We start from the raw sequence: 23433 nt of genomic DNA, 5'->3' as shown, positions 1-23433 counted from the left end.
CCCGCGAGGGTGCCGGGCCGTCGGCGTCCCAGGACCGCCGTCACGACCCGTGGTGGTGCTCCGGGAGGCCGGGGAGGTCCGGCAGGTGGTGATCGCCGTGCGGGACGGCGACCGCACCCGCGTCGGTGTCGGTGAGGCCGGCCGTCGTGGCCGTCGCGACCAGCAGCGCGCCGGCGAACAGGCCGGCCAGGGTCATGGCCGGACCACCGCGGTGCGGCCGGCGAGCGCCGTCCGCCGCCGGCTCGGGGGCGGCGTCGCGCGGCCGGGTTGTCGCGCCGATCGTCGCGGCGCCGGCGAGCTGCAGGGTCGCGGCCGCCACCGCGGCCGCGCCGAAGTGGCCGCCCGGCGCCACGGCGAGGGCGAGGCCGACGACGCTGACGACCGCGAGGACCCCGACCCCCCACCCCGCGGCGGCCTGCCGCGCCCCGCGGGGTACGACGCCGCGCAGGACCAGCAGGGCGACCACCAGCTCCGCCACCCCGGCCATCAGCGCGAGCAGCCCCTGCGGACGGGGGAGCGTGCTCCGCGCCGCGCCCAGGTTCACGAGGCCCGCGCCGAGCAGGGTGAACGCGACGAGGATGCGGCCCGGCGCGGCGATCGCGGTCATGCCGTGGCGACGCCCGCCTCGGCGCGGCGGTCGGCCCCCAGCCCGACGCCGAGCAGCAGGAGCGCGCTGGCCAGGTGCAGCAGGTTGTCGGCGCCGTTCAGCGCGATGATGTTCGCGCCCGTCCCGACGAGGAAGAGGCCGAGGACCCCGACCAGCAGGTAGACGGCGCCGACGGTCACGTTGACGCCCTTGGCCGCAGCGACCGAGCGGGACGCCAGGAGCAGGGCGGCGCCGATCGCGACGTGGATGATGTTGTGCAGCGGGTTCACCTCGAAGAACAGCAGCTTCTCGCCCTCCGTGGCGGCGAAGCCGACGCCTGACGTGACGACGAACCCGGCGAGGCCGACCAGCAGGTAGACGGCGCCGAAGACTGCGGCGAGGAGGCGGTTCGCGGACGAGCCCATGGTGGCTGCTCCTTCTTCTCTCGGGCGCGGGGTGGTCCCGCGCTCGGAGGTGGTTCGGAGCGGTCCGCAGGATGGATGGGGCCGCGTGTATCACGCGGCGCGGGTCGTCCTCTTTCCGGGCGATGACGAGTACGCAGCACCGCACGAGCGCTGCCGGAGGAGGTCCTTGCATGTCGATGCAACTTCCTCCTGCCGCGTCGTCGGGGCGCGCCGTAGGCTCGGAGGTTCCGGGGCGGGGCCGCCCCGGCTTCTCCACGAGCCCTCCCGAGGTGCGAACAGCCATGACACGAGCCACTGAGGAACCGCTCGGTGGGGCGCCCGACGCCGACGAGAGCCTGGGCGACCGGGCCGCGCGGGCGATCCTGGAGTTCCGGGAGGGGCGCACGGACGCCCTGACCGACCTGGTCCGGGAGGCGACGCCGTTGCTGTGGCACACGGTGCGGGCCCAGGGCGTCGACCGGGACGTCGCCGACGACGTGGTGCAGTCCACGTGGGCGGCGCTCGTGCGGCACGCGGACACGATCGCCGAGCCGAAGGCCGTGCTGAAGTGGCTCCTCGTGACGGCCCGCCGGGCCGCCTGGGAGACGGTGCGCAAGGGGCGTGCGGACCTGCGCCGCCGCACCGAGCTGCCGGACGACGTGACCGAGGGCGCCGCGGCGCTGCCGGACGCCCGCCCGGGCCCGGAGGCCGAGGTGCTGACCGACGAGCGCGACCGGATCCTCTGGTCGTCGCTGCGCCGGCTCCCGGAGCGCTGCCAGGAGCTGCTGCGACTCGTCTCGCTCGCCGACCGCCCGGACTACAAGGCGATCTCGGCGTCGATCGGCATGCCGGTGGGAAGCATCGGCGCCACACGGGGACGGTGCCTGGCGAAGCTGCGCGCCGTCCTCACCGAGCAAGGGGATGCCTCGTGGACATGAGCCAGAAGCACGAGAACGCGTGGGGCGAGCCCGTGCCCGGCGAGGACGAGACCCTGGACGCGCACGACGTCGCGGTCCTGGGGCGGCTCGGCCGCGCGGTCGAGGCGGTCGACCCGGTGCCCGAGGGCCTGGTCGAGCGGTCGCTGTTCGCGATGACGCTCGCCCGGCTCGAGGCCGAGGTCATGGAGCTGCAGCAGATCGAGGCCCCCGTCGGGTCCGTGCGCGGCGACGCCCCGCCGCTCGAGGCACGCACCATCACGTTCACGCACGAGCGACTCACCGTGATGATCGCGCTGTCCATCGACGACGACGGCACCCACGTGCGCCTCGACGGCTGGGTCGCACCCGCCGCGACGCTGGTCGTCGAGCTGCGCCAGCCCGGCGGCGAGCGCACCACCACGGCGGACGACGACGGCCGCTTCGCCTTCACCGCCGTCGACCGCGGCCCCACCAGCCTGCTCGTGCGCCTGCCCGACGGCGGCGACGTCACCGTCGCCACGCCGGTCATCGAGCTCTGAGACATCGGGCGCAGAGCGCCCGCCCTGAACGTGCGCCGATCCGGCGCGCCCGTGACGAGGAGGACACGTGACCGAGAGCCCCGTAGGACCGACGCCGAGCCGGCCCGAGCCGACGATCCGGTTCCTGGACCCCAGCACCGCGCGACGGAGTCCCGGGCAGCGCCAGGTCGGGTCGACCTGGTACGTGGCCGATCGTCTCCTGGTCCGTGGAGGCCTTCCTGACTCGATCCGTGGCCGCCTGCGGGCACCAGGTGGCGCCGAGGCGCTGCCGTCGGTGCTCTCCCTGGAGCCGAGCGAGGACGAGGACGCGGCTGCAGGCTTCGAGCGCGCGGCGCGGCGTCAGGGCTGTCACGTCGGGGTCGAGGTCAGGTACCGGCATGGGACCGAGCCCTCCGCGGACGCCGCACCGCTCGATCTGGTGGACGAGGACCTGGGTTTCGTGCTTCGTCTGATCGCGGACCGACCCGACGTGCAGCCCGACGCCTGGGAGGTGCTCGAGGCCGACGCCCGCGACGAGTCGACCCCGTGGTCTCTCAGTCTCGATCACGTCCTGACCGCGCTCCCGTTCACGACGCACCCCTTCACGACCCATCCCTTCACGACGCACCCCTTCACGACGCACCCCTTCACGACGCACCCCTTCACGACCCATCCGTTCACGACCCACCCCATGGCGGCGCAGCCGTTCACGACTCATCCGTTCACCACCCACGGGATGGCGGAGTACGGCGTGCCCGGCAGCGGGGGGAGGTCGCCGGTGGCCTGGCTCGGGGCGCCGCCGGCGGGCCGAGCCCGGGACGACGGCGACGAGTCGCGGACCCCGGACGGGGCGGTCCGCCCGGTGGTCGCGATCGTCGACACCGGGATCGGGACGCATCCGTGGTTCGGCTCCTACGGGCTGGGGAAGGACCCGGACGACGGCAACGGCGTGGTGATCCGCGGAGCGAGCCTGCCCGACGGGCCCATCGGGACGTACCCGGTGCCGCAGCTGCCGGAGGAGGACGCCGAGATCGGTGGCGCGAGCACCGCTCCGCTGACGGGCCCCCTCGACCCCGTCGCGGGACACGGGACGTTCATCGCAGGGATCGTGCACCAGACCTGCCCGGACGCGCGGCTCCTGCCGGTGCGGGTGGTCGGGGGTGCCGGCGCCGCCATCGAGTCCGAGGTGATCGAGTCGCTCCGGCGACTCCTGCGGTTCCACCGCCGAGGGCTCGCGGGGGAGGAGGGCTACGTCGCGGTGGACGTGGTGGTGCTCCCGATGGGCTACTACCACGAGCAGCCCGAGGACCTGCAGTGGGACCACCCTCTGTCCGACGTGCTCGCGCGGCTGCGCGACTCCGGCGTCGCGGTCGTCGTGGCGGCGGGCAACGACGGCGAGACACGTCCTGAGTTCCCGGCTGCCTTCGCGCCCGAGGTGGACCGACGCGCCACTCCTCCACGCATCACCAGCCCGCGGGACACGAGCACGGAGCGGCCCCCCATCCTGGCGGTGGGGGCCGCCAACCCCGACGGCTCGACGGCGTTGTTCTCCAACGACGGGCCCTGGGTGACGTGCGTCCGCCCCGGCGCCGCGGTGGTGAGCACCGTGCCGCGAACTCTCGACGGTCCGAGCACGCCTTCTCTGCGCACGCGGGAGCGGTACGCCGACGCAGTGCGGTCGACGATCGACCCGGAGGGATTCCAGGGAGGATTCGCGACCTGGAGCGGGACGTCGTTCGCCGCGCCGGTCCTCGCGGGTGAGATCGCCCGTGAGCTGCTCGCGGACCGGAGTCGGCGTGCCCGCGCGGCTGACGCTACGCTCACGGAGTCGGTCGACCGGGCCGATCACGGCGATGAGGCGCGGGTGGCGGCGATCTGGCGAGCCATCTCCGGGGCGACGGGAGGCCTGTCGCTCGACGGCACGTCCACCCCGGGGTGATCCACAGGGGGTGAGGCATGAGCGACGCGCTGGCGACGGTCCGCGCCGAGGTCGACGAGATCCGGTCGCACGCGCGCGCTCATCGCCAGTTCTCGAGCACACTCGGCCGCTACGAGGCCGCCCTCGTCCGGCTCGACCGGCTCGAGGGGGAGTCGACGGCGGCGGAGGTCGCCGCGGTCCGCGCCCGGGTCCTCGTGGGTATCGCAGCCTGCGAGGGCGAGCTCGGTGCAGACCGCGAGGTGGTCCTGGCGAAGCTGGCCGCGGCGGCGGCGATGGCGCTCCGCGCCGGCAGCGCGGAGATGGTGGCCCTCGTCCACGCCAACCTCGGCCTGCAGCTGCTGCGGTCGGGGGACCACGACGGCGCGCGGATCGAGCTCGACGCCGCGCTGGACGGCCTTGTCGACGAGGCAGAGATGCTCCCGGTCCTCCTCAACAGGAGCTCCCTCCTGCTCGAGGTCGGTGCGATCGACGATGCCGTCGTCGACCTTCGACGGTGCTTGGAGATCGCTCGCGCGCTGCGGGACGAGCAGGTGGTCCCGATGGCGGAGCACAACCTCGGGTACGCGCAGTTCCTCGCCGGCGACCTCCCGGCGGCCCTGCGAGCGATGGACGCCGCCGCGGAGGCGGCACCGCCCGAGCATGCCGGCGTCGGCCTGATGGACAAGGCGGCGGTGCTCTATGAGGCCGGATTGCTGACGGATGCGGAGGTCGCGCTCCGGACGGCGGCCGGGATCCTCGCCGCCACGGGTGGCGCACGCGACCTGTTGGACGCCGAGCTCGAGCAGGCTCGGTGCCTGGCGGGCCTCGCGAGGTTCTCGGAGGCTGAGGAGCTCGCCGAGCGGGTCCGTAACCGTGCCCGGCGGGCGGGCCACGGGGTCATGGCGCTCCGGGCGGAGGTCGTCGCCTTGGACTCACGGTTCGGGCTCGTCGTCGCGGACGAGCGGCGAGAGCTGCTGCGGCCCCTCGCGCAGGCGGCCGACGAGCTCTGCGCGCGTGTCGAGGACCAGCCCGGCGCGGACCGGGTGCTCATCGACGCCCGGCTGCTCGCCGCGGAGGCATGGGCTCGCGCGGGCAGGTTCACCGAGTCGCAGAAACGCCTCCGCGCCCTGCCACCGCGATCCAGCCTGGCCCTCGGCGCGCGCGTGCGCGGTGAGGTCGTCGCCGCGCTGTGCGGCTTCGGCACGGGGTCTCGGCGTGCAGGTCTGGCGGCCGTCAGACGGGGCTATCGGCTCCTCGCGGTGCAGCGTCAACAGCTCGGGGCGGTCGAGGCGGTGACGGCCGCCGCGGTGCACGGCATCCGGCTGCAGGGGGTCGACATCGACGCGGCGCTGATGTCCGTGTCGCCGGACGCGTTCTTCGACGCCTTGGAGCGCGGGCGTGCGACCTTCGCGGGGTCGGGACGGGTCCGCCCACCGGACGACCAGCAGGCCGCCGAGCTGATCGTGTCGGCACGTCGGCTGATGGAGCGTGCGCGCCTGCTCCGTTCGGACGAGGCCACGACGGATGCCGAGCTGATGCGCGGCGTCGAGATGCATCGCGACGCGCGACGGCTCCAGGACCGGGCGCGGGAACGGACCTGGCACTCGGGCGGCGACCGGGGCGTGCCCTCCCCGGCCACCGCGCGCGGGCTGCGGGCGGAGCTGCGCGCGGCCGGGTCGGACCGGGTGGTCCTCAACCTGACGATGAGCGGCGGCCGCCTGCGCGCCATCCGGCTCGACGGGAGTGGAGCGCGCCTGGTCGATCTCGGCCCGGTGCCCCCTGTCCTCGAGCTGGCGAGACGAGTGCGGGCCGATCAGCAGGCGCTGGCGAACCCGTTGCTGCCCACGCCGTTGCGAGAGGTGGTCCGCGCGTCGGTGCAGGCGGCTCTGCGGCGGCTCGACGCCCTCCTCCTCGGCACGCTCGACGTCGCAGGGCGGGACGTCTACGTCGCGGCGCGCGACCGGCTGGTCTCGCTGCCGTGGGCAGCGCTGCCCTCGCGGCGAGGGCTGTCGACGGTGGTGAACTCGTGGATCGCACGGGGCGAGGCGGACTGGTCCCCCGGACCGGGTCTCTCGGTCGCCGGGTCCGGGCTCGTGCACGGGGTTGCTGAGGCGGAGCAGGTGGCGGCGGTCTGGGGGAGCGGCGCGCGGCTGCTCACCGGCGCGGACGCCGTGTGCGCCGCCGTGGCCGAGGCGGTCGAGGGTGCGCCGGTCGTCCACGTCGCCGCACACGGGACGCATGAACCCGAGAACCCCATGTTCTCGAGCCTGCAGCTGGCGGACGGCCCGCTGTTCGCCCACGAGCTGGACGGGCGGGATCTGTCCAGGTCGGTGCTCGTCCTGTCGGCGTGCGACGTCGGTTCGGCGAGCATCCGGCACGGCGGCGAACCGCTCGGGCTGACGAGCGTGCTGCTGCGCATGGGCGCGCGCGCCGTGATCGCCGCCGTCGCCCCGTTGCGGGACGACGTCGCGGTGCGCGTGATGCCCGTGCTGCACCAGGGGCTGCGCGACGGCCTGCGGCCGGGCGCGGCGCTCGCCCGCGCCGTGGCGGACGAGCCCGAGCCGGTGCCGCTGGTGTGCTTCGGTCCGCTGGTGCTGTGACGTGTCAGCGAGGATGACATGGCGAGTGGTGGGTACCACACGGGATGCGTGCCGAGCACGGCCTGCTGTCATGTAGAGTTCTCGGGTAACCCAAGACCGCCGGTCGTCCGACGCTGCCTGGAACTGATGAGAATCGTTCCGCCCGGGAAGCCGAAGACCGAAGTCCCGTGAGAGTGCGGGGGCCTGCGTAGGTGACACGACGACGACCACACAGCCTGGCTGTGAGCTCCGAGCCCCGTGCGCACCTGCGCCGGGGCTCTTTTCTTTCGCAGGTACCGGTGGCACCACCACCGGAAGGATTGCCATGGCGAGGCCGGACAAGGCAGCCGCTGTCGCGGAGGTCGCGGACAAGTTCCGCGACGCGAACGCGGCCGTGCTGACCGAGTACCGCGGGCTCACCGTCGCGCAGCTCAAGGAGCTGCGTCGGTCGCTCAGCGGCAACGCAACCTACGCCGTGGTGAAGAACACGCTGACGTCCATCGCGGCCAAGGAGGCCGGGATCGACGCGTTCGAGGCCGACCTCAAGGGTCCGTCCGCGATCGCGTTCGTGACCGGCGACCCGGTCGAGGCCGCCAAGGGTCTGCGTGACTTCGCCAAGGCGAACCCTGCACTGGTCATCAAGGGCGGTGTCCTTGACGGGAAGCCGCTGACCGCTGCAGAGGTCACCAAGCTCGCGGACCTCGAGTCCCGCGAGGTCCTGCTGGCCAAGACGGCCGGCGCGATGAAGGCCAAGCTCTTCCAGGCTGCCTACGCCTTCAGCGCGAAGCCGGCCCAGGCCGCTCGCGTCATCGATGCCCTGCGTCAGAAGCAGGAATCGGAGGCCGCTGCCGCCTGACGGCGGTGCGGCAAGCACTACCCCCTCCCTTGCTTCTGCGGGGCCCCCGGCCCCAGGACGCACCAACCGAAAGGAACGCCATCATGGCGAAGCTCAGCACCGACGAGCTCCTGGCCGCCTTCGAGGAGCTCACGCTCATCGAGCTCAACGAGTTCGTGAAGGCCTTCGAGGACAAGTTCGAGGTCACCGCCGCTGCTCCCGCCGCCGTCGCGGTTGCCGCCCCCGCCGCCGGCGGTGCCGGTGGCGCCGAGGCCGCCGAGGAGAAGACCGAGTTCGACGTCATCCTCGAGGCCGCCGGCGACAAGAAGATCCAGGTCATCAAGGAGGTGCGCGCGCTCACGTCCCTCGGCCTGAAGGAGGCCAAGGACCTGGTCGACGGCGCCCCGAAGCCGGTCCTGGAGGCCGCGAACAAGGAGACGGCCGACAAGGCCAAGGCTGCCCTCGAGGGCGCCGGCGCCACCGTCACCGTCAAGTGATCGCCGCGGCCTAGCCGCGCATCGCTTCCGCGAGGCCCGCATCCCTTCGGGGGTGCGGGCCTCGCTGCGTCCGCACGACGTCGCGGGGGGTCGCGGGGGGTCGCGGGGGAGCGGACCGGTTGTGGAGGTGTGGTGTCGTGACCGACGTCGCGCGCCGATGCCTGGCCGGGGCCGCTTATCACGGGTTAGGCTGGTCCGACAACCGTTTCTTGGGCGGCATATGGCGGCCACCGAGACAACGTCCTCAAAGACCCAGAACCGAGGGCGTCCGCTCGTGTGCCCGCGCGAGTTGGACAAACGATGAAGTTCTGGCTACGCTAGCGCTTTGCGCTCGCTTGTGCCCCGACGCCTCCCCGCTGACGAAGCCACCGCCCCCGTGATCACGTCTTCGTGACCCCTGGGCCGGTTCCTCCCGCCGCGGTCCGGCGCCTGCAGCCTCGCTGAGCGTACAGCGTGCCATCGAACTGCAGGGAAGGACCCCTCTTGGCTGCCTCGCGCACCCCTTCTGTTCCGTCCGCCGACGCTATCGCGAACCGCACCGCTTCCCGCCGCGTCTCCTTCGCCAAGATCTACGAGCCGCTCGAGGTCCCCGACCTCCTCGGGCTGCAGACCGAGAGCTTCGACTGGCTCCTCGGCAGCCCTGCCTGGCAGGCCCGGGTCGAGGCGGCCACCGCCGCCGGCCGCTCCGACGTCCCCGCGACGTCGGGCCTCGAGGAGATCTTCGAGGAGATCTCGCCGATCGAGGACTTCGGCCAGTCGATGTCCCTCTCCTTCTCGAACCACCGCTTCGAGCCGCCGAAGTACACCGCGGACGAGTGCAAGGAGAAGGACTTCACCTTCGCCGCCCCGCTGTTCGTGACGGCCGAGTTCGTGAACTACACGACCGGTGAGATCAAGAGCCAGACGGTCTTCATGGGTGACTTCCCGCTCATGACCGCGCGCGGCACGTTCATCATCAACGGCACCGAGCGCGTCGTCGTCTCGCAGCTGGTCCGTTCCCCGGGCGTCTACTTCGAGCGCACCCCCGACAAGACGAGCGACAAGGACGTCTTCTCGGCGAAGGTCATCCCGTCGCGCGGCGCCTGGCTCGAGTTCGAGATCGACAAGCGCGACGCCGTCGGCGTGCGCGTCGACCGCAAGCGCAAGCAGCCCGTCACCGTCCTGCTGAAGGCCCTCGGCCTCACCGAGGCGGAGATCCGCGAGGAGTTCGCGGACTTCCCGTCCGTGCTCGACACCCTCGAGAAGGACCACGTCCACACGCAGGACGAGGCCCTCGTCGACCTGTACCGCAAGATCCGTCCGGGCGAGCCGCCCACGGTCGAGGCCGGGCGCGCGCTGCTCGAGAACTTCTACTTCAACCCGAAGCGCTACGACCTCGCGAAGGTCGGTCGCTACAAGATCAGCAAGAAGCTGGGTGTCGACGCGCCGCTGGCGGACTCGACGCTGTCCGTGACCGACGTCGTCGCGACGATCAAGTACCTGGCCGCGCTGCACGCCGACCTGGTGACCATCCCCGGCACCCGCGACGGCCAGCCGACCGAGGTCCGCGTCGAGACCGACGACATCGACCACTTCGGCAACCGTCGCATCCGCGCCGTCGGCGAGCTCATCCAGAACCAGGTGCGCACGGGCCTGTCCCGCATGGAGCGCGTGGTCCGTGAGCGCATGACGACGCAGGACGTCGAGGCGATCACGCCGCAGACGCTGATCAACATCCGCCCCGTGGTGGCGTCGATCCGCGAGTTCTTCGGCACCTCGCAGCTGTCGCAGTTCATGGACCAGAACAACCCGCTCGCGGGCCTGACGCACAAGCGTCGTCTGAACGCCCTCGGCCCGGGTGGTCTGTCCCGCGACCGCGCCGGCATGGAGGTCCGTGACGTCCACCCGTCGCACTACGGCCGCATGTGCCCGATCGAGACCCCTGAGGGCCCGAACATCGGCCTCATCGGCTCGCTCGCGTCGTTCGGTCGCATCAACCCGTTCGGCTTCATCGAGACGCCGTACCGCAAGGTCACCGACGGCAAGGTCACGGACGAGATCGTCTACCTGACCGCCGACGACGAGGACCGGCACATCATCGCCCAGGCGAACACCGAGCTCGCCGTGGACGGCACGTTCCTCAACGACCGCGTCCTGGTGCGTACCAAGGGCGGCGAGACCGACGACCTGCCGCCGGCCGAGATCGACTACATGGACGTCTCGCCGCGCCAGATGGTGTCCGTCGCGACGGCGCTCATCCCGTTCCTCGAGCACGACGACGCGAACCGCGCGCTCATGGGCGCGAACATGCAGCGCCAGGCCGTGCCGCTGGTGCGCTCCGAGGCGCCGCTGGTCGGCACCGGCATGGAGCGTCGTGCGGCGGTCGACGCCGGCGACGTCATCGTGGCGACCAAGCCCGGCGTGGTCACCGAGGTGTCCGCGGACCTGGTCCTCGTCGCGAACGACGACGGCACCACGGGCTCGTACCGTGCGGCGAAGTTCCGCCGCTCGAACCAGGGCACCAGCTACAACCAGCGCGTGCTCGTGGACGAGGGCCAGCGGGTCGAGGTCGGCTCCGTGCTGGCCGACGGCCCGGCGACCGACGAGGGCGACCTCGCGCTCGGCCGCAACCTGCTCGTCGCGTTCATGTCGTGGGAGGGCCACAACTACGAGGACGCGATCATCCTGTCGCAGCGCCTCGTGGAGGACGACGTCCTGTCCTCGATCCACATCGAGGAGCACGAGGTCGACGCCCGCGACACCAAGCTCGGGCCCGAGGAGATCACGCGGGACATCCCGAACGTCTCCGAGGACGTCCTGGCGGACCTCGACGAGCGCGGCATCATCCGCATCGGTGCCGAGGTCGGCGCGGGCGACGTCCTGGTCGGCAAGGTCACCCCGAAGGGCGAGACCGAGCTGACCCCGGAGGAGCGCCTGCTGCGCGCCATCTTCGGCGAGAAGGCCCGCGAGGTGCGCGACACGTCCCTCAAGGTGCCCCACGGCGAGCAGGGCACGGTCATCGGCGTCCGCGAGTTCAACCGCGAGGACGGCGACGAGCTGCCCGCCGGCGTGAACCAGCTGGTCCGCGTCTACATCGCCCAGCGCCGCAAGATCACCGTCGGCGACAAGCTCGCCGGCCGTCACGGCAACAAGGGCGTCATCTCGAAGATCCTGCCGCAGGAGGACATGCCGTTCCTCCCCGACGGCACGCCGGTCGACGTCATCCTCAACCCGCTGGGCGTGCCCGGCCGCATGAACGTCGGCCAGGTCCTCGAGACGCACCTCGGGTGGGTCGCGAGCCGCGGCTGGGACATCGAGCTGGCCGAGGGCAAGGACCTCTCCTGGAAGGAGACCCTGCCCGAGGTCGCGTCGAAGTCGGAGCCGGGGACCCCGGTGGCGACGCCGGTGTTCGACGGCCTCGAGGAGTCGGGCCTGCGCGGCCTGCTCTCCACGACGCTGCCGAACCGCGACGGCGACCGCATGGTCGCGACCGACGGCAAGGCCCGGCTGTTCGACGGCCGCTCCGGCGAGCCGTTCCCGGACCCGGTGTCGGTGGGCTACATGTACATCCTCAAGCTCCACCACCTGGTCGACGACAAGATCCACGCGCGCTCGACCGGCCCGTACTCGATGATCACGCAGCAGCCGCTGGGTGGTAAGGCGCAGTTCGGCGGCCAGCGCTTCGGCGAGATGGAGGTGTGGGCCCTCGAGGCGTACGGCGCGGCCTACACGCTCCAGGAGCTGCTCACCATCAAGTCCGACGACGTCCCGGGCCGCGTGAAGGTCTACGAGGCGATCGTCAAGGGCGAGAACATCCCCGACTCGGGCATCCCGGAGTCCTTCAAGGTGCTCCTCAAGGAGATGCAGTCGCTGTGCCTGAACGTCGAGGTGCTCTCGAGCGACGGGACCTCCATCGAGATGAAGGAGTCCGACGACGAGGTGTACCGCGCCGCGGAGGAGCTGGGCATCGATCTGTCGCGCCGCCCCAACTCGGCCGCCACGGTCGACGAGATCTGATCCAGCGACCAGCTGAACTCCACGGACATTCGAAAGCTTTGAGGAAGTAGGACATCTTGCTCGACGTCAACGTCTTCGACGAGCTGCGTATCGGCCTGGCCACGGCCGACGACATCCGTGCCTGGTCGCACGGAGAGGTCAAGAAGCCCGAGACCATCAACTACCGCACCCTGAAGCCGGAGAAGGACGGGCTCTTCTGCGAGAAGATCTTCGGCCCCACCCGGGACTGGGAGTGCTACTGCGGCAAGTACAAGCGCGTGCGCTTCAAGGGCATCATCTGCGAGCGCTGCGGCGTCGAGGTGACGCGCTCGAAGGTGCGCCGTGAGCGCATGGGCCACATCGAGCTCGCCGCCCCGGTCACGCACATCTGGTTCTTCAAGGGTGTGCCGTCGCGCCTCGGCTACCTGCTGGACCTGGCCCCGAAGGACCTGGAGAAGGTCATCTACTTCGCGGCCTACATGGTCACGTGGGTCGACGACGAGGCCCGCCACGAGGACCTCCCGAACCTCCAGAACGAGATCGACCTGGAGAAGAAGGAGATCTCGGACCGCCGCGACAACGACATCAACACCCGTGCCGCCAAGCTCGAGGCCGACCTGGCCGAGCTGGAGGCCGAGGGCGCCAAGGCCGACGCGCGCCGCAAGGTGCGCGACTCCGCCGAGCGCGAGATGGCGCAGCTGCGCAAGCGTGCCGACCAGGAGCTGGACCGCCTCGAGCAGGTCTGGGACCGGTTCAAGAACCTCAAGGTCGCGGACCTCGAGGGCGACGAGATGCTGTACCGCCAGCTCGTCGACCGGTACGGCACGTACTTCGAGGGCTCGATGGGCGCCGCGGCGATCCAGAAGCGCCTCGAGAGCTTCGACCTGGACGCCGAGGCCCAGTCGCTGCGGGAGACCATCCGCACCGGCAAGGGTCAGCGCAAGACGCGCGCGCTCAAGCGCCTGAAGGTCGTCAACGCGTTCCTCACGACGACCAACTCGCCCACGGCGATGGTGCTCGACGCCGTCCCGGTCATCCCGCCGGACCTGCGCCCGATGGTGCAGCTCGACGGCGGCCGGTTCGCGACGTCGGACCTCAACGACCTGTACCGGCGCGTGATCAACCGCAACAACCGGCTCAAGCGCCTGCTCGACCTGGGTGCGCCGGAGATCATCGTCAACAACGAGAAGCGGATGCTCCAGGAGGCCGTGGACTCGCTGTTCGACAACGGTCGCCGTGGCCGCCCGGTCACGGGCCCGGGCAACCGCCCGCTGAAGTCGATCTCCGACATGCTCAAGGGCAAGCAGGGCCGGTTCCGCCAGAACCTGCTCGGCAAGCGCGTCGACTACTCGGGCCGTTCGGTCATCGTGGTCGGCCCGCAGCTCAAGCTGCACCAGTGCGGCCTGCCCAAGCAGATGGCGCTCGAGCTGTTCAAGCCGTTCGTCATGAAGCGGCTCGTCGAGCTCAACCACGCGCAGAACATCAAGAGCGCCAAGCGCATGGTGGAGCGCACCCGCGGCGAGGTCTGGGACGTGCTGGAGGAGGTCATCCAGGAGCACCCGGTGCTGCTGAACCGTGCCCCCACCCTGCACCGCCTCGGCATCCAGGCGTTCGAGCCGCAGCTCGTCGAGGGCAAGGCCATCCACCTGCACCCGCTCGTGTGCGCCGCGTTCAACGCGGACTTCGACGGCGACCAGATGGCGGTCCACCTGCCCCTGAGCGCGGAGGCGCAGGCCGAGGCCCGCATCCTCATGCTCTCGAGCAACAACATCCTCAAGCCGTCGGACGGCCGTCCGGTGACCATGCCCTCGCAGGACATGATCATCGGTCTGCACCACCTCACCTCGGACCGCCCCGGCGCGACGGGGGAGGGGCGCGTGTTCTCCTCGCAGGCCGAGGCGATCATGGCGCTCGACCGTGGTGCGCTGGACCTCAACGCCACGATCAAGATGCGGATGTCGGACCTCGTGCCCCCGACAAAGGGCTTCGAGGCGCCGGAGGGCTGGGAGCCCGGGCAGCCGCTGCTGTTCGAGACCACCCTGGGCCGCACGATCTTCAACGAGGCGCTCCCGATCGACTACCCGTTCCAGAACGGCGTCGTCGGCAAGAAGGAGCTCTCGACGATCGTCAACGACCTGGCGGAGCGCTACCCGAAGGTCGACGTCGCCACGTCGCTCGACGCGCTGAAGGACGCCGGCTACCGGTGGGCCACGCGCTCGGGCGTCACGATCGCGATCTCCGACGTCGCGATGCCGGAGGTCAAGAACGACATCCTGGACGAGCACGAGCAGCGTGCCCTCAAGGTCCAGGACCAGTTCGACAAGGGTCTGATCACCGACGACGAGCGCCGTCAGGAGCTCATCGAGATCTGGACCCAGGCCACCGACAAGATCGCGTCGGTCATGCGCGAGAACCTCGAGAGCAACTCGCGGAACACGCTGTACCGCATGGTGTCCTCGGGCGCCCGTGGTAACTGGATGCAGGTGCGTCAGATCGCCGGTATGCGCGGCCTCGTGGCGAACCCGAAGGGCGAGATCATCCCCCGCCCGATCAAGTCCAACTACCGCGAGGGCCTGTCCGTCCTCGAGTACTTCATCGCCTCGCACGGTGCCCGCAAGGGTCTGGCCGACACGGCGCTGCGTACCGCGGACTCCGGCTACCTCACCCGTCGTCTGGTCGACGTGTCGCAGGACGTCATCATCCGCGAGGAGGACTGCGGCACCGAGCGCGGCCTCACGCTGCCCGTCGCCGAGCGCATCGGCGACGTGCTGGTGCCGCACCCGCGCGTCGAGACGAGCATCTACTCGCGCACGTTCGCGACGGACGTCGTGGACGCGGACGGCAACGTCGTGGCCGAGGCGGGCTCGGACGCGGGCGACGTGATCATCGACCAGGTGATCGCCGCCGGCATCGAGAACGTCAAGGTCCGCTCCGTGCTGACCTGCGAGTCGCGCGTCGGCACCTGCGCCAAGTGCTACGGCCGCTCCCTGGCCACCGGCAAGCTGGTGGACATCGGCGAGGCCGTCGGCATCATCGCCGCGCAGTCGATCGGTGAGCCGGGCACGCAGCTGACGATGCGTACCTTCCACACCGGTGGTGTCGCCTCCGCGGAGGACATCACGCAGGGTCTGCCCCGTGTCACCGAGCTGTTCGAGGCCCGCACCCCCAAGGGTGAGGCCCCGATCGCGGAGTACACCGGCACCGTGGCGATCGAGGACACGGAGCGCACGCGCCACCTGGTCCTCACGCCGGCCGACGGCGGCGAGGAGATCCGCTACCCGGTGACCAAGCGTGCCCGCCTCCTGATCGCCGACGGCGAGCAGGTCCAGGTCGGCACCCAGCTGGTCCAGGGCGCCGTCGACCCGAAGAAGGTGCTGCGCATCCTCGGCCCGCGTGCCACGCAGAAGCACCTGGTGGACGAGGTCCAGGAGACCTACCGCTCGCAGGGCGTGGACATCCACGACAAGCACATCGAGGTCATCGTGCGGCAGATGCTGCGTCGCGTGACCGTGCTCGACTCGGGTGACTCGCACCTGCTGCCGGGCGAGCTCGCGGAGCGGACCCGCTTCGAGGACGCGAACCGTCGTGCGGTGGCGGAGGGTGGCCAGCCGGCCTCCGGCCGTCCGGAGCTCATGGGCATCACGAAGGCCTCGCTCGCCACCGACTCGTGGCTCTCGGCCGCCTCCTTCCAGGAGACGACCCGGGTGCTCACCGAGGCGTCGATGAGCGGTCGTCGTGACCCGCTGCTGGGCCTCAAGGAGAACGTCATCCTCGGTAAGCTCATCCCCGCCGGCACGGGCCTGCCCCGCTACCGGAACATCGAGGTCGAGCCGACCGAGCAGGCCAAGGCCGAGCTCTACCCGAGCTTCGGCTACGACGAGATCGACTTCCCGACGCTCGGCATGGGCTCGGGCGAGGCGATCCCGCTGGAGGACCTGGACTTCGGAGACTTCCGCTGATCCGCTGATCCTCACCACGAGGTAGTCCGGGAGGGGCGCACGTCACAGCGTGCGCCCCTCCCGTTCCTTTGACCCCGCTTGCTTCCGCGGGTAATCTTGGAAGCCGTGCCCGTGCCGTCGCGCGCGCATCCCGCTGTCAGCCCAGAGCCTCACCGCTCGGGCCGGCTGCCGGAGGCGCCGCCGACCTGAGCGCACAGGTACCCCGGGAAGATCGCTCGGACTGTCCGTCAGGACGGGGGAGCTGACCCGGGCCATCGAGCCGGTGGTAAGTGGCGTTGCGGTCCGTGAGGGCCGCGGGTGCCGCATGCGATCGGCGCGCACCAGCCAGACAGACCACCGTCGGGGGCCGGCCGGCCCTCGAGAGCTCGAGAAGACGACGGAGACGTAGTGCCTACGATCCAGCAGCTCGTCCGCAAGGGCCGGAGCACGAAGGCCGTGGCGTCGAAGACGCCCGCCCTCAAGGCCTCCCCCCAGCGGCGCGGCGTGTGCACGCGCGTGTACACCACCACCCCCAAGAAGCCGAACTCCGCGCTCCGCAAGGTCGCGCGCGTCAAGCTGTCCTCCGGTACCGAGGTCACGGCGTACATCCCCGGCGTCGGCCACAACCTGCAGGAGCACTCGATCGTGCTCGTGCGCGGCGGCCGTGTGAAGGACCTTCCCGGTGTCCGCTACAAGATCGTGCGCGGCGCGCTCGACACGCAGGGCGTGAAGAACCGCAAGCAGGCCCGCAGCAAGTACGGCGCGAAGAAGGAGAAGGCCTGATGCCTCGCAAGGGTCCGGCCCCCAAGCGGCCGCTCATCGTCGACCCCGTCTACGGGTCGCCCGTCGTCACGCAGCTGATCAACAAGGTCCTGCTCGACGGCAAGAAGTCCACCGCCGAGGCGATCGTCTACGGCGCCCTCGAGGGCGTCCGTGCCAAGACGGACCAGGACCCGGTCGTCGTGCTCAAGCGCGCGCTGGAGAACGTCCGCCCGGCCCTCGAGGTCCGCTCCCGCCGCGTCGGTGGCGCCACCTACCAGGTGCCGGTCGAGGTGCGCCCCGTGCGTTCCACGACGCTCGCGCTGCGCTGGCTCACGGACTTCTCGCGCGCCCGTCGCGAGAAGACGATGACCGAGCGCCTCATGAACGAGATCCTCGACGCCTCCAACGGCCTCGGTGCCGCGGTGAAGCGCCGCGAGGACATGCACAAGATGGCCGACTCGAACAAGGCCTTCGCGCACTACCGCTGGTGATGCGCACGGACGGCCCCGGGTGACCCCCGGGGCCGTCCGAGGATCCGGAACCGGCCGGCAGCCGGCCCTCCGGCCCGGCTTCCGACCTTCCACCGACAAGGGGTAAGACACCGTGGCACTCGACGTGCTGACCGACCTGAACAAGGTCCGCAACATCGGCATCATGGCCCACATCGATGCCGGCAAGACCACCACCACCGAGCGCATCCTGTTCTACACCGGTGTGAACTACAAGATCGGTGAGACGCACGACGGTGCGTCGACGATGGACTGGATGGAGCAGGAGCAGGAGCGCGGCATCACGATCACGTCCGCCGCGACGACCTGCTACTGGAAGAACAACCAGATCAACATCATCGACACCCCGGGTCACGTGGACTTCACCGTCGAGGTCGAGCGCTCGCTGCGCGTGCTCGACGGTGCCGTCGCGGTGTTCGACGGCAAGGAGGGCGTGGAGCCCCAGTCGGAGACCGTGTGGCGTCAGGCCGACAAGTACGACGTGCCGCGCATCTGCTTCGTCAACAAGATGGACAAGCTGGGCGCCGACTTCTACTTCACGGTCGACACGATCGTCAACCGTCTCAAGGCGAAGCCGCTGGTCATCCAGCTGCCGATCGGTGCCGAGAACGACTTCGAGGGCGTCGTCGACCTGCTCGAGATGAAGGCGCTCACCTGGCGCGGTGACACCAAGATGGGTGAGGAGTACGCGGTCGAGGAGATCCCGGCCGACCTCGTCGAGAAGGCCGAGCAGTACCGGGCCGAGCTCGTCGAGGCCGTCGCCGAGGCCGACGACGAGCTGCTCGAGAAGTTCCTCGGTGGCGAGGAGCTCACGATCGCCGAGATCAAGTCCGGCATCCGCAAGCTCGTCATCCGGTCCGAGGCCTTCCCGGTCCTGTGCGGCTCGGCGTTCAAGAACAAGGGCGTGCAGCCCATGCTCGACGCCGTCATCGACTACCTGCCGACCCCGCTCGACGTCCCGGCCGTCCAGGGCCACGACGTCAAGGACGCGGAGAAGGTCATCGAGCGTCGTCCGGACGAGACGGAGCCGTTCTCGGCCCTCGCGTTCAAGGTCGCCACGCACCCGTTCTTCGGCAAGCTCACCTACGTCCGCGTCTACTCGGGCAAGGTCGCGCAGGGCGCCCAGGTCCAGAACTCGACCAAGGGCAAGAAGGAGCGCATCGGGAAGCTCTTCCAGATGCACTCCAACAAGGAGAACCCGGTCGAGGAGGCGCACGCCGGGCACATCTACGCCTTCATCGGGCTCAAGGACGTCACCACCGGTGACACGCTCTGCGACCCGGCGAACCCGGTCATCCTCGAGTCGATGACCTTCCCGGAGCCGGTCATCGACGTGGCCATCGAGCCGAAGACGAAGGCCGACCAGGAGAAGCTCTCCACGGCGATCCAGAAGCTCGCCCAGGAGGACCCGACCTTCCGCGTCAAGCTGGACGAGGAGACCGGCCAGACCGTCATCGGCGGCATGGGCGAGCTCCACCTCGACATCCTCGTCGACCGCATGCGTCGCGAGTTCAAGGTCGAGGCGAACGTCGGCAAGCCGCAGGTCGCGTACCGCGAGACGATCCGCCGCACCGCGGAGAAGATCGACTACACGCACAAGAAGCAGACCGGTGGCTCGGGCCAGTTCGCCAAGGTCCAGGTGACCTTCGAGCCGCTCGAGACGACCGAGGGCGAGCTCTACGAGTTCGCCAACGCCGTCACCGGTGGCCGCATCCCGCGTGAGTACATCCCGTCCGTGGACGCCGGTATCCAGTCGGCGATGCAGCAGGGTGTGCTGGCCGGGTTCCCCGTGGTGGGGGTCAAGGCCACGCTGCTCGACGGCGCGTACCACGACGTCGACTCCTCGGAGATGGCGTTCAAGATCGCCGGCTCGATGGTCTTCAAGGAGGGCATCAAGCGGGCCGACCCGGTCATCCTCGAGCCCGTCATGGCCGTCGAGGTCCGGACGCCCGAGGAGTACATGGGTGACGTGATCGGCGACATCAACTCGCGTCGTGGGATGATCCAGTCCATGGAGGACGCGACCGGTGTCAAGGTCGTGCGTGCCCAGGTACCGTTGAGCGAGATGTTCGGGTACATCGGTGACCTGCGTTCCAAGACGCAGGGCCGCGCGGTGTACTCGATGCAGTTCGACAGCTACGCCGAGGTTCCTCGCAACGTTGCTGACGAGATCATCAAGAAGACCCGGGGCGAGTGAGTCCCCACAGGTCGACGACCTAGCACAACCATCAACCTGTAGGAAACCCCCGTCGCCCCGCGGGATGTAGGCTCTCTCGCCGAGTCTCGCAACGTTCGGGAACATCTACCCAAGTCCCAGGAGGACCCCAGTGGCTAAGGCCAAGTTCGAGCGGACCAAGCCGCACGTCAACATCGGCACGATCGGGCACGTCGACCACGGCAAGACGACGCTGACCGCCGCGATCTCGAAGACGCTTGCGGACACGTACCCCGACCTGCCGGCGAACACGCAGCGCAACTTCGACGAGATCGACGCCGCGCCGGAGGAGAAGCAGCGCGGTATCACGATCAACATCGCGCACATCGAGTACGAGACGCCCAAGCGTCACTACGCGCACGTCGATGCTCCGGGTCACGCCGACTACATCAAGAACATGATCACCGGTGCCGCCCAGATGGACGGCGCGATCCTGGTGGTCGCGGCGACCGACGGTCCGATGGCCCAGACGCGCGAGCACGTGCTGCTGGCCCGCCAGGTGGGCGTGCCCTACCTGCTGGTCGCGCTGAACAAGGCCGACATGGTCGACGACGAGGAGATCCTCGAGCTCGTCGAGATGGAGGTCCGCGAGCTGCTGTCGTCGCAGGAGTTCGACGGCGACAACGCTCCGGTCGTGCGCGTCTCCGGCCTCAAGGCCCTCGAGGGTGACCCCGAGTGGACCAAGAAGGTCCTGGAGCTCATGGAGGCCGTGGACGAGAACGTCCCCGACCCGGTCCGCGAGCTCGACAAGCCCTTCCTCATGCCGATCGAGGACGTCTTCACCATCACCGGCCGCGGCACCGTCGTGACCGGCAAGGTGGAGCGTGGCACGCTCGACGTCAACTCCGAGGTCGAGATCGTCGGTATCCGCCAGCCGCAGAAGACCACGGTCACCGGTATCGAGACGTTCCACAAGCAGATGGACCAGGCCCAGGCCGGCGACAACACCGGTCTGCTCCTGCGCGGCATCAAGCGCGAGGACGTCGAGCGCGGCCAGGTCGTCGTGAAGCCGGGTTCGATCACCCCGCACACCGACTTCGAGGCTCAGGTCTACATCCTGGGCAAGGACGAGGGTGGCCGTCACAACCCGTTCTACTCGAACTACCGTCCGCAGTTCTACTTCCGCACCACGGACGTCACCGGTGTCATCACGCTGCCCGAGGGCACCGAGATGGTCATGCCGGGCGACAACACCGAGATGACGGTCGCGCTGATCCAGCCGATCGCCATGGAGGAGGGTCTCGGCTTCGCCATCCGTGAGGGTGGCCGCACGGTCGGTTCCGGCCGTGTCACCAAGATCATCAAGTGACCTGCTGACCCTCAGCTGATCACCTGAGCGCAGGAGGCCCGGGCCCTGTACGGGGCCCGGGCCTCCGGTGCGTCCGGCGTCACAGCGGGAGAACCTCGTTCCGGCTTGGAATCACGGGGTTCCCTGTGGCAAGATGTTCAGGTTGCCTGTCACGGGCGCGTTCTTTCTCGTGTCGAACAGTGTGTAGCACCACGGTGCGTGCACCGGTCCGGTCTTCCGGAGCGGTCCACCCGCCTGGAGCGGTCCCCCTCCCTCAGGGAGGGGTCGCGGGGTTGCCGGCTGTCGACGCGCATGAGCGCCCCGCGGGACACACGTCTCGACAGGCCAGACAAACGTCGTGGTCCGCCTCGCGGACCACAATCAACGGCCCCACGCCGGTTCGGTGTGTGCCCGGGTGCGTCGCCTAGCGCGACACGCCCGAGCGCGGGGGTCGGACAGTAGCGGTTCGAGAGAGAGAGTCAGACGACGCCATGGCGGGACAGAAGATCCGCATCCGGCTCAAGTCCTACGACCACGAGGTCATCGACAGCTCGGCGCGCAAGATCGTCGACACGGTGACGCGCGCTGGTGCGACGGTCGTGGGTCCGGTGCCGCTGCCGACGGAGAAGAACGTCTTCACCGTCATCCGGTCGCCTCACAAGTACAAGGACAGCCGCGAGCACTTCGAGATGCGCACGCACAAGCGGCTCATCGACATCATCGATCCCACGCCGAAGGCCGTCGACTCGCTCATGCGGATCGACCTGCCTGCCGACGTGAACATCGAGATCAAGCTCTGAGGCTGGGATAGATATGACCAACCAGCAGAAGAACGTGACCGCGGTGCTCGGCACCAAGCTCGGCATGACGCAGCTGTGGGACGACGCGGGTCGCCTCGTCCCCGTCACCGTCGTGGCCGTCCCGACCAACGTCGTGACGCAGGTTCGCGCCGCGGACGCCGACGGCTACGCCGCCGTGCAGCTCGCCGCCGGCCAGATCGACCCGCGCAAGGTCACCAAGCCGCTCAAGGGCCACTTCGCGAAGGCCGGCGTCACGCCGCGTCGTCACGTCGCCGAGGTCCGCACCGAGGACGCCGCCGAGTACACGCTCGGCCAGGAGATCACCGCCGCCGCCTTCGAGGCCGGCACCGTGGTCGACGTCGTCGGCACCACCAAGGGCAAGGGCACCGCCGGTGTCATGAAGCGTCACGGCTTCTCCGGCGTCGGCGCCTCCCACGGTGCCCACCGCAACCACCGCAAGGCCGGCTCGATCGGTGGCGCCTCGACGCCGTCGCGCGTGTTCAAGGGTCTGCGGATGGCCGGTCGCATGGGCCACGAGCGCATGACCGTCCAGAACCTGACCGTCCACGCGGTCGACGCCGAGAAGGGTCTGCTGCTCGTCAAGGGCGCAGTTCCCGGCCCCAAGGGTGGCGTCGTCGTCGTGCGTACCGCTGCGAAGGGTGCGTGACCCCATGGCCAACCAGACCGTCGACGTGCTCGACGCCCAGGGCAAGAAGGCCGGCACCGCCGACCTTCCCGCCGAGGTGTTCGACGTCGCAACCAACGTCCCGCTGATCCACCAGGTGGTCGTGGCGCAGCGCGCCGCCGCCCGCCAGGGCACGCACGCCACCAAGACCCGCGGCGAGGTCCGCGGCGGTGGCCGCAAGCCGTACAAGCAGAAGGGCACCGGCCGCGCCCGTCAGGGTTCGACCCGCGCCCCGCAGTTCGCCGGCGGTGGCACCGTCCACGGCCCGCAGCCGCGCAAGTACGACCAGCGGACCCCGAAGAAGATGAAGGCCGCCGCTCTCCGCGGTGCCCTGTCCGACCGGGCTCGCGCCGGCCGTGTCCACGTGGTCTCCGGCTTCGGTCTCGACGGTGCGCCGTCGACCAAGACCGCGGTCAAGACGCTCGCCGCACTCACCGAGCGCACCCACGTCCTCGTGGTCACCGAGCGCTCGGACGAGCTGACGATCCTGTCGCTCCGCAACGTCGAGCAGGTCCACCTGCTGACCGCGGACCAGCTCAACACCTACGACGTGCTCGTCTCCGACGACGTCGTCTTCACCGAGGGCGCGCTCGCCGCGTTCCTCGCCGGCCCGGCCACGGGCAAGAGCGTGAAGGCCGTCGCCACGGAGTCCGAGGCGGCCGAGACCGAGGAGGCCACCAAGTGACCGCCGTGACGAAGGACCCGCGCGACATCCTGATCGCGCCGGTCGTCTCCGAGAAGTCCTACAACCTCCTCGACGAGGGCAAGTACACCTTCGTCGTGGACCCGCGGGCCAACAAGACCGAGATCAAGATCGCGGTCGAGCAGGTCTTCGGCGTCAAGGTCGACTCGGTCAACACGATCAACCGCAAGGGCAAGGCGCGTCGCACGCGCTTCGGCCTGGGCAAGCGCAAGGACACGAAGCGCGCGATCGTGACCCTCCGTGAGGGCACGATCGACATCTTCGGCGGTCCGGCTTCCTGAGGCGCAGAGAGCAGATCGAGGAC

Annotated in this window: 18 protein-coding genes; 16 read left to right on the top strand and 2 right to left on the bottom strand. The window is 70.1% G+C overall.

The window, feature by feature from the left end; all coding sequences use genetic code 11:
• Nucleotides 1–40: 40 nt before the first annotated feature.
• Both ACFQ80_RS16030 and ACFQ80_RS16025 read right to left on the bottom strand, forming a co-directional pair.
• Nucleotides 41–607: a hypothetical protein gene (locus tag ACFQ80_RS16030; RefSeq protein WP_430564328.1), complete on the bottom strand. Its 567-nt coding sequence runs from the start codon at nt 605–607 to the stop codon at nt 41–43.
• The gene (locus ACFQ80_RS16025; RefSeq protein ID WP_430564327.1) at nt 604–1011 is read right to left on the bottom strand and encodes a DUF4383 domain-containing protein; all 408 of its coding nucleotides are present in this window, start codon (nt 1009–1011) and stop codon (nt 604–606) included. The genes ACFQ80_RS16030 and ACFQ80_RS16025 overlap by 4 nt, the downstream gene beginning before the upstream one ends.
• A 281-nt stretch (nt 1012–1292) precedes the next feature.
• Here ACFQ80_RS16025 and ACFQ80_RS16020 point away from each other — a divergent pair, with 281 nt between their 5' ends.
• From ACFQ80_RS16020 to rplW, 16 genes are all read left to right on the top strand, one after another.
• A complete protein-coding gene (locus ACFQ80_RS16020) occupies nt 1293–1928 on the top strand; it encodes an RNA polymerase sigma factor (protein WP_430564326.1) in 636 nt (211 codons plus the stop codon).
• Entirely contained in the window at nt 1925–2446 is a 522-nt protein-coding gene (locus ACFQ80_RS16015) for a carboxypeptidase-like regulatory domain-containing protein (protein WP_430550511.1), read from the top strand. The genes ACFQ80_RS16020 and ACFQ80_RS16015 overlap by 4 nt, the downstream gene beginning before the upstream one ends.
• A gap of 67 nt (nt 2447–2513) precedes the next feature.
• A complete protein-coding gene (locus ACFQ80_RS16010; protein ID WP_430564325.1) occupies nt 2514–4364 on the top strand; it encodes a S8 family serine peptidase in 1851 nt (616 codons plus the stop codon).
• Nucleotides 4365–4381: 17 nt separating this feature from the next.
• Complete coding sequence (locus tag ACFQ80_RS16005) at nt 4382–6943, top strand: CHAT domain-containing protein (RefSeq protein WP_430564324.1); 2562 nt, start codon at nt 4382–4384, stop codon at nt 6941–6943.
• A gap of 304 nt (nt 6944–7247) precedes the next feature.
• Nucleotides 7248–7778: a 50S ribosomal protein L10 gene (gene rplJ / locus ACFQ80_RS16000; RefSeq protein WP_429764782.1), complete on the top strand. Its 531-nt coding sequence runs from the start codon at nt 7248–7250 to the stop codon at nt 7776–7778.
• Nucleotides 7779–7861: 83 nt separating this feature from the next.
• Nucleotides 7862–8254 (top strand): 50S ribosomal protein L7/L12, encoded by a 393-nt coding sequence (gene rplL, locus ACFQ80_RS15995; protein ID WP_430550508.1) that lies wholly within the window; start codon nt 7862–7864, stop codon nt 8252–8254.
• A gap of 483 nt (nt 8255–8737) precedes the next feature.
• Nucleotides 8738–12250: a DNA-directed RNA polymerase subunit beta gene (gene rpoB / locus ACFQ80_RS15990; protein WP_430564323.1), complete on the top strand. Its 3513-nt coding sequence runs from the start codon at nt 8738–8740 to the stop codon at nt 12248–12250.
• Nucleotides 12251–12306: 56 nt separating this feature from the next.
• On the top strand, nt 12307–16188 hold the full coding sequence (locus ACFQ80_RS15985; protein ID WP_430550506.1) for a DNA-directed RNA polymerase subunit beta': 3882 nt from the start codon (nt 12307–12309) through the stop codon (nt 16186–16188).
• Nucleotides 16189–16575: 387 nt separating this feature from the next.
• Complete coding sequence (gene rpsL, locus ACFQ80_RS15980; RefSeq protein ID WP_225564431.1) at nt 16576–16950, top strand: 30S ribosomal protein S12; 375 nt, start codon at nt 16576–16578, stop codon at nt 16948–16950.
• Nucleotides 16950–17420 carry a 30S ribosomal protein S7 gene (rpsG, locus tag ACFQ80_RS15975; protein ID WP_429764774.1) on the top strand — a complete coding sequence of 157 codons (471 nt, stop codon included), beginning with the start codon at nt 16950–16952 and terminating at the stop codon, nt 17418–17420. The genes rpsL and rpsG overlap by 1 nt, the downstream gene beginning before the upstream one ends.
• Before the next feature lie 112 nt (nt 17421–17532).
• A complete protein-coding gene (gene fusA, locus ACFQ80_RS15970; RefSeq protein ID WP_430564322.1) occupies nt 17533–19635 on the top strand; it encodes an elongation factor G in 2103 nt (700 codons plus the stop codon).
• A gap of 130 nt (nt 19636–19765) precedes the next feature.
• Entirely contained in the window at nt 19766–20962 is a 1197-nt protein-coding gene (gene tuf, locus ACFQ80_RS15965) for an elongation factor Tu (protein WP_430550504.1), read from the top strand.
• Nucleotides 20963–21432: 470 nt separating this feature from the next.
• Nucleotides 21433–21741, top strand: coding sequence for a 30S ribosomal protein S10 (gene rpsJ / locus ACFQ80_RS15960; RefSeq protein ID WP_013837837.1), 309 nt, complete (start codon nt 21433–21435; stop codon nt 21739–21741).
• A 13-nt stretch (nt 21742–21754) separates the two neighbouring features.
• Nucleotides 21755–22408, top strand: coding sequence for a 50S ribosomal protein L3 (rplC, locus tag ACFQ80_RS15955; protein WP_430564321.1), 654 nt, complete (start codon nt 21755–21757; stop codon nt 22406–22408).
• A 4-nt stretch (nt 22409–22412) separates the two neighbouring features.
• Nucleotides 22413–23111 (top strand): 50S ribosomal protein L4, encoded by a 699-nt coding sequence (gene rplD, locus ACFQ80_RS15950; RefSeq protein WP_430550502.1) that lies wholly within the window; start codon nt 22413–22415, stop codon nt 23109–23111.
• On the top strand, nt 23108–23410 hold the full coding sequence (gene rplW / locus ACFQ80_RS15945) for a 50S ribosomal protein L23 (protein WP_079572420.1): 303 nt from the start codon (nt 23108–23110) through the stop codon (nt 23408–23410). The genes rplD and rplW overlap by 4 nt, the downstream gene beginning before the upstream one ends.
• Nucleotides 23411–23433 lie beyond the last annotated feature (23 nt).

Source organism: Isoptericola sp. NPDC056578, assembly GCF_042793275.1.
In the GTDB taxonomy this organism is placed as follows: Bacteria; Actinomycetota; Actinomycetes; order Actinomycetales; family Cellulomonadaceae; genus Isoptericola.
This window is presented reverse-complemented; position numbering and strand designations above follow the sequence as displayed.

Excerpts from the sequence above, each read along its gene's own strand:
- rplJ (WP_429764782.1), top strand. The coding sequence starts at position 7,248 with ATGGCGAGGCCGGACAAGGCAGCCGCTGTCGCGGAGGTCGCGGACAAG.
- rpsJ (WP_013837837.1), top strand. The coding sequence starts at position 21,433 with ATGGCGGGACAGAAGATCCGCATCCGGCTCAAGTCCTACGACCACGAG.
- ACFQ80_RS16030 (WP_430564328.1), bottom strand. The coding sequence starts at position 607 with ATGACCGCGATCGCCGCGCCGGGCCGCATCCTCGTCGCGTTCACCCTG.
- rplD (WP_430550502.1), top strand. The coding sequence starts at position 22,413 with ATGGCCAACCAGACCGTCGACGTGCTCGACGCCCAGGGCAAGAAGGCC.
- ACFQ80_RS16020 (WP_430564326.1), top strand. The coding sequence starts at position 1,293 with ATGACACGAGCCACTGAGGAACCGCTCGGTGGGGCGCCCGACGCCGAC.
- rpsG (WP_429764774.1), top strand. The coding sequence starts at position 16,950 with ATGCCTCGCAAGGGTCCGGCCCCCAAGCGGCCGCTCATCGTCGACCCC.
- ACFQ80_RS16025 (WP_430564327.1), bottom strand. The coding sequence starts at position 1,011 with ATGGGCTCGTCCGCGAACCGCCTCCTCGCCGCAGTCTTCGGCGCCGTC.
- ACFQ80_RS16015 (WP_430550511.1), top strand. The coding sequence starts at position 1,925 with ATGAGCCAGAAGCACGAGAACGCGTGGGGCGAGCCCGTGCCCGGCGAG.
- ACFQ80_RS16005 (WP_430564324.1), top strand. The coding sequence starts at position 4,382 with ATGAGCGACGCGCTGGCGACGGTCCGCGCCGAGGTCGACGAGATCCGG.
- rplL (WP_430550508.1), top strand. The coding sequence starts at position 7,862 with ATGGCGAAGCTCAGCACCGACGAGCTCCTGGCCGCCTTCGAGGAGCTC.
- rplC (WP_430564321.1), top strand. The coding sequence starts at position 21,755 with ATGACCAACCAGCAGAAGAACGTGACCGCGGTGCTCGGCACCAAGCTC.